We start from the raw sequence: 11,556 nt of genomic DNA, 5'->3' as shown, positions 1-11,556 counted from the left end.
AAAAAAAAGACGACCCTCAGGTCGTAATGCCGTTCAGTTAAGCTTGTTACCAGCTCGAAAGCTCGCTCAGACTTTGTTTGCACCACCGCTGACCGTTCGTCCTGAGTAGCGGCGTAGCCGCGTATCGAAGGCGCGCCACAAGCTGAGCAGCGCCTTCGATACGGCCCTAAAGGGCCTACTCAGTCCGAACTGTTTCAGATGGCTTGAAGAGAACCAAGCAAAATCGCCGCGCCAAAGTCATCTGGCGCGGCGATTTTTTCTTAACTGAACGGCATTAACCCTCAGGTCGTCTTTTGTCGTGGCATCTGCTCCCGATCCAGCCAGCCTCCAAGCGGCCGCGCTGCCGATCAGGACATCAGTTGCTCAATGCCCACTTGCCTGCACTGTTCTTGCAATAGCGCAATTTCAGTGGCTCGGTGCCGCGCTTGCTGCTGACCACGAGGTCCACCTTGGCGCAGGGCGGGGTGCCTTGCTCGAAGGTCGGCGTGATCTTGGCCGTGGTGGAGGGCTTGGGGCCATCGGTCCACTGCGAGGTCTTGCCGCTCACGCCTGCATCCAGCGACGCCGTGATGGCGGCATACAGGGAATTGATCTGTTCCTTCTGCAGATCGGCCACGGCCGTATTGGCGAAGAAGTCCAGGTTCGCCTGCGCGTGTGCCTGATGGCTCAGGGCGGCGCAGATCAGCCCAGCTTGGGCGACCAGCTTCAGGAAGCGGAAGCGGGAGTAAGTAGGCTTGTTCATGGCTTGCTCGTTTCTCGAAATCGGGAGGTGAATGGCGCCGTCCGCCATCGGAGGAAGGGGAGCGACGTACCAGATCGTGTTTATACCAGATGTCATGGCGCCCCCAAACTGGCGCTTGCAAGGTAAAGCTCCCGCTTTTCCCGCTTTGTGCTGTGCCCCGGCTCGTCATAATGCGCCAGGCTGGGCATGCGTCGTACGCGTCTCAGACCTGCCGCACAGCGCCGGTACAAATGATTGCAGCAATGCATTTCCAATACAAACATAAGGGGTAGCGATGAAGTCATGCCTGATGCGTACCAGCATGGTGCTGGGAATACTGAGCGCCATGTTGTCCATCCTGCCTGCGCCGGCGGGGGCACAGAGCCCGGCCACCACGACCGTGCAGGCGGTGGCCTCAGGCGTGCGCGTCCAGCTGATTGGCCGCTGGGATGTCGACAAGCTCAATACCATTCTGCAAAAGGACACACCGGCCTTCTCCGGCGTTCCTGTCACCTACTCGCCCGCACGCAACGCCGTGCTGCTGTATCGGGTGACCTATCCCTCGGTCATCCCGGAGCGCGGCAACCAGCCCATCCTGGCTTCCGGCCTGCTGGCCCTGCCTGATACCCCGGCCAAGTCCTACCCGCTGGTCTCCTACCAGCATGGCACGGTGTATGGGCGCCAGCAGGTGCCGTCCTTCCCCGACCAATCGCCTGAAACGCAATTGATGATTGCCCAGTTTGCCGGCCAGGGTTATGCACTCATCGGCGCTGATTATTTCGGCATGGGCATTTCCAGCGAACCGGAGGGCTACATGGTCAAGGGCAGCCATCAGCAAGCCACCTATGACATGCTGCTGGCCGCGCGCAGCGTGCTGGCCAGCATGGGCGTGCGCGAGGACAAGCTGTTTCTTTCGGGCTGGTCCCAGGGCGGTTTCGTGACCATGGCCTTCCTGGAAAAGCTGGAAGCGGCCGGCATCAAGGTCGATGCAGCGACCACCGCCAGTGCACCGCTGGATGTATTCGCGCTGCTCGAAGGTTTTCTCACCTATCCGCGTCCCAATGATGCGGACTGGCTCAACAGCATCGTGATCCTGTCGGCCTTCGCCTTCGAAAATTATTACGGCGTACCTGGTCTGGCACGCTCGGTGCTCAACGACGCCTCCTACGAGGTCGCCCAGAAAGCCTACAATCGCCAGCCCTTCAATGTGGCCGACATTCCGACCGACCTGCACAAGCTGATGCGGCCGGAATATTTCGATCCACAATACTTCGCCCGGTCCGCCTATGGTCGCCTGATCGCGACCACCCAGGCCTATCGCTGGGTGATCCGTTCCGATGTGCGCAATTACTATGGTGAATCGGATGAAGCCATCACACCCGGCGTGGGTCGCATGGCGATGACCTATGCGCAGGCCATGGGTGCCGGCAATCCGCATGTGCAAGCGGTATCCACCGGACCGACCACGCATCGCGGGACCTTTGCCACGGCCGTGCCCTCCTGGAAACGCTGGTTCGATGACAAGGTGGCGGGCAAGTAAGGAGTCGGCCTGGCGACGCATGCCGGGCCACTCAACGACGGATTTTTGCTGATGCGACTGCGGCAGCCGTGTTGTTCGGCGCCCGGTCAGCTAAAGACTACGGCTCAGGCAAGGCATTCAGTCCGGCGACAGCAATGCGTCGTCCCCATCAGGGAAACGTCAACTCCAACCCCAACATCTTCGCGACGTCATACGTCACCACCCCCAACCCCACCAGCAAGATCAAGAAGATCACGATCACCGTCGCCGCTCCCCGCAGCACGGCGCGCCTCTCCTTGCCTTTTTCCTTTTCTTTCTTTCCTTGGTCGTAGTGCCATTTGATGGCGTAGAACATGCCCGTGCAGAGCACACCGAGCTTGAAGATGACGAAGACGATAGGGACCCAATCCATGATGCGTGTTTTCCAGTTGCGGGCAGTGACGAAAAAAGCCGATAGCGCTGCAGTTGCCTGAGCGCTATCGGATACCACCACAGTCAAAACCCTTGTTGATGTGGGCGCCCTTCTCTGCGGCGCCAGCCTTGAATCCGAACTTAGCACAGGTGTGTCACTGTCCCGGTAACACTTGTTTTTAGCCATTCTAACCAGCTAGCGTCCATACATCCAGAAGACAAGATCCATACAAGATCGCGATCCGGCCCCGATGCCCGGATTCAGCGCCCTGCCCCCCGCCCTGTGCGGGCCGGCCAGCAGAATAGCAAAGTGATCGGCGCCGTGTCTGACAGCGTGTCGCCCTGCAGGCTGAACGCAGACAGGACGCGCCGGCCGCACCCATTCCCGCCATTTATCGTTGGGAAAATAAAAGGAAATAGTCCTGCTCCCTGCCCCTCGCTAGACTCCCGCACAGGCAGGCCACGCGCGCTCACATCCTGCGCCTGTGCCGCTCATGCCGACAACAACAACCAGGGAGACCCATGGTCAACAGAAGACGCTTCATCGCGGGCAGCCTGCTCGCGTGCTCCGGCTTGCGCGCTGCGCAGGCGCAATCCGTTCCCAACTCGGCCGGCACCGAGGCACCGCGCCTGAAGGCGCCGGCGCTGGCGTGCGACAGCCATCACCACATCTACGACGCGCGCTTTCCGGTGTCGCCGCACTGGCGCGGCGGGCGTCCGGATGGCGCTACCGTGGCGGACTACCGGCTGCTGATGGCCAAGCTGGGCATCGCCCGGCATGTGGTGGTGCAGCCTTCCACCTATGGTAGCGACAATCGCTGCCTGCTGGATGCGCTGGCGCAGTTCGGCCAGCAGGCACGCGGCATCGTGGTGATCGAGGATGATGTTGACGTCGGCCAGTTGCAGGAGATGGACCGGCTGGGCGTACGTGGAGTGCGGGTCAATTTCCTGTCGCCGCAGAGCTGGGGCGTGACCACGGTCGACCGCCTGCGTCGCACGGCGGAGCGCATCGCGCCGCTGGGCTGGCATGTGCAGGTGCTGATGTCGGGGGCGCAGATCGCGCAGCATGAGGCGGTGCTGGCCGCGCTGCCCACACCGGTGGTGATCGACCATCTGGGCCGCATCCCGCAGCCGGACGGCCTGGACCATCCGGGCGCCAGGGCGATCCTGCGCTTGCTGGAGAAGGGCCATGTCTGGATCAAGCTGTCCGAACCGTATGCCGATACCTTGCGCGGGGCGCCGGATTATCCGGATACCAGCCTGCTGGCCCGCGCCTATCTGCAGGCGGCGCCGCAGCGCACGCTGTGGGGCAGCGACTGGCCGCATCCGACCGAGAAGATCAAGCCGGACGATGCCGTGCTGTTCGACCTGCTGGCCGACTGGGCGCCGGACCCGGCGCTGCGCGAACAGGTGCTGGTGAGCAACCCGGCGGCGCTGTTCGGCTTTCGCTGATCTGCCTGGACTGGCGCCTCAGGCGCCAGTAAAAAACGCCTTGCATTCGATTGAACGCAAGGCGTTTTTGTATGGGTGATGCGGATTGCGTTGTGAGCGGGTCCTGCTCAGCGCACCGCCTCTTTCATCATGCCACTGCCCTGCGAGCGTGCCTTGCGCGACAGGAACAGCAGGATCCCCACGCTCACCACCGACAGGCCCACCATCGGCAGCAGGGCCATGGCGTAGCTGCCCGTGGCGTCCTTGACCCAACCATAGACGTTGACCATCAGCCCGCCGCCGATCAGGTTGGAGACGGCATTGATGCCCGCCAGCCCGGCCGCTGCCGAACCGGTGGCCAGCCAGCTGGAGGCCATGGCCCAGAACGGTCCCTTGAAGGAATAGGCGCCGATCAACACCATGGTCAGCAGCAACACCACCGGCACCAGCGAATTGGCCAGGGTGGCCATGGCCAGGCCGCCGCCGATCAGGATCAGCGGGATGGCGGTATGCCAGCGACGTTCGCCGCTACGGTCGGAATGACGGCCCCACCACACCATCAGCACCGAGGCGATCAGGTAGGGAATGGAGTTGACCAGACCGGTCTGCATCACCGTCAGGCCGAAGGACTTCAGCAACTGCGGCTGCCAGACGTTGAGCACCGAGCCGGCTGCCGAGGCGCAGGCGCAGACCAGCGCCATGCCCCAGACGTGCGGCTGGCTGAACAGCTTCCACAGCGGCACATGCTGCTTGGCGGCGCGGCCGGCGGCCTCCTTGTTCATGGTGGCGGTCAGCCAGTTGCGTTGGCGCTCGTCGAGCCAGCGGGCCTGTTCAGGGCGGTCGGTCAGGAAGCGCAGACAGACCACGCCCAGCAGCACCGTGGGCAGGCCTTCCAGCATGAACAGCCAGTGCCAGCCACGCAGGCCGCCGATGCCATCCATCTGCAGCAGCAATGCCGAGATCGGCGAGGCAATGAAGCTGGCGGCAGGGATGGCCACCATGAACAGCGCCACGATACGGGCGCGGTAGGCCGAGGGCACCCAGTAAGTCAGGTACAGCACCACGCCGGGGAAGAAACCGGCTTCGGCCGCACCCAGAATGAAGCGCACCACGTACAGGGAGTTCGGTCCCTGGACCAGGGCGGTACAGGCCGAGATCAGGCCCCAGCTGATCATGATGCGCGCCAGCCATTTGCGGGCGCCGAACTTCTGCAGCGCCAGGTTGCTGGGCACCTCGAAGATGAAATAGGCGATGAAGAACAGGCTGCTGGCAAAGCCGAACATCTTGGGCGAGAGCCCAAGGTCGTGGTTCATCTGCAGCGCGGCCATGCCGATGTTGCCACGGTCGATGAAGGCAAACAGGTAGCACAGCATCAGGAATGGCAGCAGGCGCCAGGTGACCTTTTTTACGGTCTCCTGCTCCAGCTGCTTGTCGTCTTGGATGGTCTCCATGTGTCTCTCTCGGAAGGCGGGCGCCGCCTGTCTCGGCGGCTGGCCCGGGGGTGATTATGGATCAGCCGGCAATGGCCTGCTCGTTGAGCACTGCCAGGATGTTGCGGGCAGCGCCGGTGCCCATGGCGATGTAGGCGTCGGATGTCACGCCGCCGATGTGCGGGCTCAGGATGGCATTGCCCACGTCCTGCAAGGGATGAGGCGCAGCGAAGGGTTCCTTCTCGAAGCTGTCCAGCCCGGCGGCGCGCAGCTTGCCGCTGTTGAGGGCGGCGATCAGGGCCGCTTCGTCGATCAGGCCACCGCGTGCGGTGTTGACCAGGATGGTGCCATCCTTCATGCGGGCCAGAGACTGGGCGTTGATCATGTGCTTGTTCTCGGCGGTCAGCGGGCAATGCAGCGAGACCACATCGGAACGGGCATAGAGCGTGTCCAGGTCGACCAGTTGCACGCCCGGTGCCGCTTCCTTGGCATACGGGTCGTAGGCCAGCACCGGCATGCCCAGCGCGGCCGCCACGGCGGCCACGCGACGGCCGATGGCGCCAAAACCGACCAGGCCCAGGGTGCGTCCCTGCAGCTCCAGGCTCTTGTGGGTGGACTTGTCCCAGTGACCTTCGCGCATGCGGCGGTCCAGGCCGACCACGTTCTTGGCGCAAGCCATGATCAGTGCCCAGGTATGCTCGGCCACGGCCGGGGCATTGGCGCCGACGGCGGCCTTGACGGCGATGCCGCGTTGCTGCGCGGCCTGGCTATCGATGGTGTCGATGCCGGTACCGTGCTTGGAGATCACGCGCAGCGCCGGGCTGGCATCCATCACGCGCGCGCTCACGCCGCCGTAGCGCACGATGATGGCCACCGGCTGGTGCTGTTGCGCCAGCTTGATGAGGTCGTCCTCGGTCGGTTTGGCGCTGGTGTAGACCAGCTGGTAGTCACGCAGGATATCGATGGCGGCCGGGGCCAGGTCGATACCGGTGACAATCACCACGTCCTTGTGGGCGCCGCTCACAGTGTTTCTCCTTCGGCCAGCACGCCGCCCTTGCGCAGCGCGCCTTCCAGCCAGCCCGGACGCAGCGGGCCACCCCCACGGATCTCGGTCAGGCGCTTGGTTTCGTCGGCCACCTTCTTGGCGGCGGCCTCCAGCAGGGAGGCGGCCTTCTCACGTTCGACCACCACCACGCCGTCGGCGTCACCGACGATCAGGTCACCCGGCTGCACGGCGGTGCCGCCCACCGAGATGGGCCAGTTCACGCGGCCGGCGATGTTCTTGGTGGGGCCGTTGGGGTTGGCGCCGACGGCATAGACGGGGAAGCCGATCTCGCGCAGGGCCTCGGTGTCGCGCACGGAACCGTAGATGATGATGCCGGCCAGGCCGCTGGCCTTGCATTGCGAGACCATGATCTCGCCCATCAGTGCGCTGGTCTCGTCACCCTTGCCATCGATGACCAGCACGTCGCCCGGCTTGGCGATGGCCATGGCGGCGTGGATCATCAGGTTGTCGCCGGGGCGCACTTCCACCGTCAGCGCGGGGCCTGCCACGCGCATGGTGGGTGACAGCGGCGCCACGCGGCTGCACAGGGTGCCGCGACGGCCGGCCACGTCGGCCAGGATGGAGGCGGGGAATTCGGCGGCCTTGGCGACGATGGCGGCGTCGACACGGTCGAAGTCACGGATGAAATCAGGTTGCTGGCTCATGGTGTGGGTCCTTTGCTGGAAGTGAAGTCAGGGCTGAGGGTTCAGCCTCAGGCATGGGAATACATGGGTAGACCGGCCACCGGCACGTCGGCGCGCAAGATGCTGCCGGTCTGGGATTCGGTGATGAAGAGGCTCTTGCCCTCCGGCCCGCCGAAGGCGAGATTGGTGGTGGAGATGCCGGCCGTGGAGCGGATGCGCAGCAGCGGCTCGGCAAACTTGGAAAGCCGCCAGATGGAGCCGAATCCGGTGTGGGTGATGTACAGGCAGCTCTCCGCATCCAGGGCCAGTCCGTCCGGGCCGGCCATGCCGCCGTGCAGGTTGGCGAAGACGCCAACCTTGCCGACCACGCCGTTGTGATGCAGGGGAATGCGCCAGATCTGCTGGGCGCGGGTCACGGCCACCAGCAGATGGTTCAGGGCCGGGTCGTAGACGATGCCATTGGGGCTGGGAATGGTGTTGATCAGGCAGGTCAGCTGGCCGTCCGGCGCCAGCCGGTAGACGCGGCCGGTGGCGTCCTGCAGGCCGGTCTGGCCCTGGTCGGTGAAATAGATCTCGCCCTTGGGGCCGAAGACCAGGTCGTTGACGCCCTTGAAGCCTTCCGAGCCGACCGTTTCCAAAAGTGGCGTGACGGTGCCGGTATCCGGGTCCAGTTGTACCAGGCCGCGCTTGTAGTCGGTGATGACGATGCGACCGGTCTTGTCGATCTTGAGGCCATTGGGCCAGCCGTCGTATTCGGTGACCAGTTCCCACTCGCCTTGCATCGAGATGCGGAAGATACGGCCGTAGGGAATGTCGGTCACGTAGAGCCGGCCCTGGCGGTCGAAGGACGGGCCTTCGAGGAAGGAATCGATGGGCAGGCCACCGCGGTTGGCATCGCCCCAGGCATTCTTGCGAGGGGTACGGAAATGGTCCGGCAGGCGGGTGAAGACGGTGGCCTCGACCACCGGAGGCGGGGCAAAGAAGCTCATGCGGGTTCCTTGGAAGAAGACGTCGTGCGGGAATGGGTGCGGGAAGGATCGCCCAGGGCCAGCGTGATCACGGCGCCCAGCAGCAAGGCGGCGGCCACGAAGATCAGGGGATAGGTAAAGCCCTGGGTCGATTCGCGGATGAAGCCGATCACCGACGGTCCGACAAAGCCGCCCAGGTTGCCGATGGAGACGATCAGGGCCAGTCCGCCGGCTGCGGCACGCCCGGTCAGGAAGCCCGAGGGGATGGCCCAGAAGGTAGCCTGGAAGGACAGGATGGACGCCACCGCCACCGTGATGGCCAGCATCTTCAGCAGCGGTGTATGCAGGAAGGCCGAGATCGCCAGCGACAGCGCGGCCAGGACGATGGCACCGGCCACATAGACCAGCCGCCGCTGGCTGCGGTTGGCCAGGCGCGCCCAGAGCGTCATGGCGATGGCACCGACCAGATAGGGGATGGCCGCCACCAGACCGACCTGGTGCGAAGGCAGGCCGAATTCGCGGATGATCTGCGGCAGCCACAGGCCGATGCTGAGCGAGCCGATGATGCCGCAGAAGTTGGCCGCGGCCAGGGCGAACACGCGCCAGTTGGTGAAGGCATCCTTGAGCTTGTTGCCATGGCGGGCGGCCAGCACGTTCTGTTCGGTGGAGAGTTCGTTTTCCAGCCAGCGCTTTTCGTCGCTGCTGAGCCAGGCGGCCTTGGATGGACGGTCCGGCAGCAGGAACAGGCACAGCACGCCCAGCAGCACGGCGGGCACGGCCTCCAGCAGCAACAGCACCTGCCAGCCCTGGAAGCCCCACATGCCGTGCAACTCCATGAGCGCGCCAGACAAGGGCGAGCCGATGATGTTGGCCACCGGGATGCCGATCAGGAAGAAGGCCGTGGCCTTGCCGCGCCAGGCGCCGGGGAACCACTGCGTGAAGTACAGGTAGATGCCCGGGGTGAAGCCGGCCTCGGCCATGCCCAGCAGGAAGCGCGCCAGCGCAAAGCTCTTGGGACCGACCACGAAGGCGGTGGCCATCGAGATCAGGCCCCAGGAAATCATGATGCGCGAAATCCACATGCGGGCGCCGAAACGGTGCAGCGCCAGGTTGCTGGGAATCTCGAAGAAGAAGTAACCGATGAAGAACAGACCCGCACCCAGCCCGAACTGCGAGGGCGTCAGGCCCAGGTCCTTGTTCATGGTCAAGGCGGCGAAGCCGACGTTGATGCGGTCCAGATAGCTGACCACGTAGCACAGCAGGATGAAGGGAATGAGGCGACGCATCACCTTCTTCATGGTGGCCTGCTCGCTGACGGCCGCTTCGGTGACAGCCGGCTGCGCCAGCGGATTGATCGATGCCTGGGACATGTGGGGCTCCGTCAGAAGTGGTAGAGGCGGGTCGGATTGTCGACCAGCACGGTGCGCATGAGCGCGTCCGAGCCCAGCCAGGTGGTCATCACGTCGAGCAGGCGGGCGTCATCGGGCTTGTGCTGTTCGGTCGGGTGCGGCCAGTCGCTGCCCCAGACCACTTGCGAAGGCGCAAGCTGCACCAGCGTGCGGGCCAGCGGTGCGACGTCGTCGTAGTCGGGCGCGCCCCGCTTGCTGTACAGATAGGCGCCGGAAAGCTTGACGCTGGCGCGCTGCTCACGCATCAGGCCAGTCACGAAATCGAATACCGGATGCGTTGCATCGGCCTGCAGCGGGATGCGGGCGAAGTGGTCGAACACCAGCGGCACCGGCAGGCGGGCCAGCACTGCGCGGTTGGCCAGCAAGACCTCGTTGGGCATGTTGACCTGCAGGTGCCAGCCCAGCGGGGCGACGCGGCGCGCCAACGGCTCCATCATCTCCACGGTGGTGACCGAACCCAGGGCCAGGTTGAAACGCAGGCCGCGCACACCGGCCTGATGCAGGACCTGCAATTGGTCGTCGCTGACCTGGTCGTTCACCACGGCCACGCCGCGTGCGCGGGGGCCCAGTTGGGCCAGGGCGTCCAGCGTGCAGCGGTTGTCCACGCCATAGGCCGAGGGCGTGACCACCACGTTGCGGGTGGTCCCCAGCCGTTGTTGCAGCTGGCGGTACATCGCCACGGTGGCCGCCGGATGCAGCAGCTTGGCGCCGGGTGCCCAGGGGAAGCGCGGGTCGTAGACATGCATGTGGCAGTCGCAGGCATCGGCCGGCAGCCTGGCCGACGCGGGTTCGCTGCCGGAAGAATGGGGGTAGCTGACGGGCTGGGGCTGGGGCTGGGGCTGGGCCAGCGCGAACGGCAGATAACTGCCGGCGCCAAGGCTGATGGCCCACTGGGCGCTGCGCCGCAGGAAGTGGCGCCGGGAAGGCTGGACGTGCATCGTGCTGGTCTCCATGTTGTCGCCGCCACGGTGGGCGGGGTTCTTGTTTGGAGGGCAGTCTACGCGGGCGAATATTTAATGTATATTTGCTTTTATTTTACGTTCGATAACTTCCAGGAATGATTTATGGACTTCCGCGACCTCAAGTATTTCGCCGTCATCGCCGAGGAAGGCCACGTGGGGCGGGCCGCCGAACGGCTCTACAAGACCCAGCCGGCGCTGACCAAGTGCATCGATCGCCTGGAGGAACAACTGGGGGCGCCGCTGTTTGAACGAGCCGGGCGCGGCATCCGCCTGACCGCCGTGGGCCAGGCGCTGCTGACCCGGGCGCGCCAGATCAGCCTGATGATGGACGAGACCGCACGCGAGATCGGTGACTATGCCAATGGCCGGGATGGCAACATCCGCCTGGGCTGCGTCCCCACGCTGGCCGAGCACGTGCTGCCGGGCATCTGCCAGCAGTTGCTGGCGGAGGCGCCCAAGGTGACCATCGACCTCAAGGTGTCGATGAACGATGTCCTGCTGACGGGATTGAAGGCGGGAGAACTGGATATCGTGCTGGGGCCGATGATCCAGGATGACGAGCTATTTCACACCGAGGAAATCATGCAGGACCAGATGGTGGTGATGGCCAGCCCGCATCACCCCATCTTCGACAGGAAGGTGCGGCTGCGCGACCTGCTGGAATACCAGTGGGTGTTGCCGGCGCAATCGGTATTGAGCCGGCAGTGGCTGGACAATGTCTTCGACCGCCATCACCTGCCCCGACCCGACGTGCAGATCACGCCCACGGTGCTGAACATGATCCTGCCGCTCATCGAGCGTAGCAATCTGCTGGGCTTTGCGTCCAAGCTGAATCTGCTGGGCGGCCGGGGTCACCTGCGCGAGGTGGCCCTGAAGGAAACCACCATGCTGCGCCGCATGGGCCTGACCCACCGGCGCGACATGTACCTGTCACCGGCGGCGCTGCGGCTGATCCGCATCATTCGCGAAAAGGCGGCCGGCCAGCCGTGACCGGTACCCGCCTGCAGGCCGCGCGG

11 protein-coding genes are annotated in these 11,556 nt (G+C 64.5%); 3 read left to right on the top strand and 8 right to left on the bottom strand.

What is annotated here, in order from left to right; genetic code table 11:
- Positions 1–355: 355 nt before the first annotated feature.
- The gene (locus HFRIS_RS19295; RefSeq protein WP_006464825.1) at positions 356–742 is read right to left on the bottom strand and encodes a hypothetical protein; all 387 of its coding nucleotides are present in this window, start codon (positions 740–742) and stop codon (positions 356–358) included.
- Positions 743–1,016: 274 nt separating this feature from the next.
- Between HFRIS_RS19295 and HFRIS_RS19290 the strand changes: the two genes are divergently transcribed.
- On the top strand, positions 1,017–2,261 hold the full coding sequence (locus HFRIS_RS19290) for an alpha/beta hydrolase family protein (RefSeq protein ID WP_081626886.1): 1,245 nt from the start codon (positions 1,017–1,019) through the stop codon (positions 2,259–2,261).
- Between the two features lie 148 nt (positions 2,262–2,409).
- Here the strand turns inward: HFRIS_RS19290 and HFRIS_RS19285 are convergent, their stop codons facing one another.
- Entirely contained in the window at positions 2,410–2,652 is a 243-nt protein-coding gene (locus tag HFRIS_RS19285; RefSeq protein WP_006464823.1) for a hypothetical protein, read from the bottom strand.
- A 521-nt stretch (positions 2,653–3,173) separates the two neighbouring features.
- Between HFRIS_RS19285 and HFRIS_RS19280 the strand changes: the two genes are divergently transcribed.
- On the top strand, positions 3,174–4,103 hold the full coding sequence (locus tag HFRIS_RS19280; RefSeq protein ID WP_006464822.1) for an amidohydrolase family protein: 930 nt from the start codon (positions 3,174–3,176) through the stop codon (positions 4,101–4,103).
- Positions 4,104–4,210: 107 nt separating this feature from the next.
- Here the strand turns inward: HFRIS_RS19280 and HFRIS_RS19275 are convergent, their stop codons facing one another.
- The 6 genes from HFRIS_RS19275 to HFRIS_RS19250 all read right to left on the bottom strand — a co-directional run bounded on the left by HFRIS_RS19275 (position 4,211) and on the right by HFRIS_RS19250 (position 10,516).
- Positions 4,211–5,533, bottom strand: a complete 1,323-nt coding sequence (locus tag HFRIS_RS19275) for an MFS transporter (protein ID WP_006464821.1) — start codon at positions 5,531–5,533, stop codon at positions 4,211–4,213.
- A 61-nt stretch (positions 5,534–5,594) separates the two neighbouring features.
- Positions 5,595–6,536 (bottom strand): hydroxyacid dehydrogenase, encoded by a 942-nt coding sequence (locus HFRIS_RS19270; RefSeq protein ID WP_006464820.1) that lies wholly within the window; start codon positions 6,534–6,536, stop codon positions 5,595–5,597.
- Positions 6,533–7,222 (bottom strand): RraA family protein, encoded by a 690-nt coding sequence (locus HFRIS_RS19265; protein ID WP_006464819.1) that lies wholly within the window; start codon positions 7,220–7,222, stop codon positions 6,533–6,535. Before HFRIS_RS19265 ends, HFRIS_RS19270 begins: the two co-directional genes overlap by 4 nt.
- Positions 7,223–7,269: 47 nt before the next feature.
- Positions 7,270–8,190, bottom strand: a complete 921-nt coding sequence (locus HFRIS_RS19260) for an SMP-30/gluconolactonase/LRE family protein (RefSeq protein WP_006464818.1) — start codon at positions 8,188–8,190, stop codon at positions 7,270–7,272.
- Positions 8,187–9,539: an MFS transporter gene (locus tag HFRIS_RS19255; RefSeq protein WP_006464817.1), complete on the bottom strand. Its 1,353-nt coding sequence runs from the start codon at positions 9,537–9,539 to the stop codon at positions 8,187–8,189. Before HFRIS_RS19255 ends, HFRIS_RS19260 begins: the two co-directional genes overlap by 4 nt.
- 11 nt (positions 9,540–9,550) lie before the next feature.
- The gene (locus HFRIS_RS19250; protein ID WP_006464816.1) at positions 9,551–10,516 is read right to left on the bottom strand and encodes an amidohydrolase family protein; all 966 of its coding nucleotides are present in this window, start codon (positions 10,514–10,516) and stop codon (positions 9,551–9,553) included.
- A 126-nt stretch (positions 10,517–10,642) separates the two neighbouring features.
- Here HFRIS_RS19250 and HFRIS_RS19245 point away from each other — a divergent pair, with 126 nt between their 5' ends.
- Positions 10,643–11,530: a LysR family transcriptional regulator gene (locus HFRIS_RS19245; protein ID WP_006464815.1), complete on the top strand. Its 888-nt coding sequence runs from the start codon at positions 10,643–10,645 to the stop codon at positions 11,528–11,530.
- Positions 11,531–11,556: the final 26 nt, after the last annotated feature.

Origin of the sequence: Herbaspirillum frisingense GSF30 (genome assembly GCF_000300975.2) — a bacterium.
GTDB classification, from domain to species: Bacteria; Pseudomonadota; Gammaproteobacteria; order Burkholderiales; family Burkholderiaceae_D; genus Herbaspirillum; species Herbaspirillum frisingense.
The sequence above is the reverse complement of the archived record's forward strand: the minus strand, read 5'-3'. Positions and strand labels throughout refer to the sequence as shown.

Bases quoted from the DNA above. Each gene is read 5' to 3' on its own strand.
- HFRIS_RS19295 (WP_006464825.1), bottom strand. From the start codon at position 742: ATGAACAAGCCTACTTACTCCCGCTTCCGCTTCCTGAAGCTGGTCGCC.
- HFRIS_RS19265 (WP_006464819.1), bottom strand. From the start codon at position 7,222: ATGAGCCAGCAACCTGATTTCATCCGTGACTTCGACCGTGTCGACGCC.
- HFRIS_RS19260 (WP_006464818.1), bottom strand. From the start codon at position 8,190: ATGAGCTTCTTTGCCCCGCCTCCGGTGGTCGAGGCCACCGTCTTCACC.
- HFRIS_RS19245 (WP_006464815.1), top strand. From the start codon at position 10,643: ATGGACTTCCGCGACCTCAAGTATTTCGCCGTCATCGCCGAGGAAGGC.
- HFRIS_RS19285 (WP_006464823.1), bottom strand. From the start codon at position 2,652: ATGGATTGGGTCCCTATCGTCTTCGTCATCTTCAAGCTCGGTGTGCTC.
- HFRIS_RS19275 (WP_006464821.1), bottom strand. From the start codon at position 5,533: ATGGAGACCATCCAAGACGACAAGCAGCTGGAGCAGGAGACCGTAAAA.
- HFRIS_RS19290 (WP_081626886.1), top strand. From the start codon at position 1,017: ATGAAGTCATGCCTGATGCGTACCAGCATGGTGCTGGGAATACTGAGC.
- HFRIS_RS19250 (WP_006464816.1), bottom strand. From the start codon at position 10,516: ATGCACGTCCAGCCTTCCCGGCGCCACTTCCTGCGGCGCAGCGCCCAG.
- HFRIS_RS19255 (WP_006464817.1), bottom strand. From the start codon at position 9,539: ATGTCCCAGGCATCGATCAATCCGCTGGCGCAGCCGGCTGTCACCGAA.
- HFRIS_RS19280 (WP_006464822.1), top strand. From the start codon at position 3,174: ATGGTCAACAGAAGACGCTTCATCGCGGGCAGCCTGCTCGCGTGCTCC.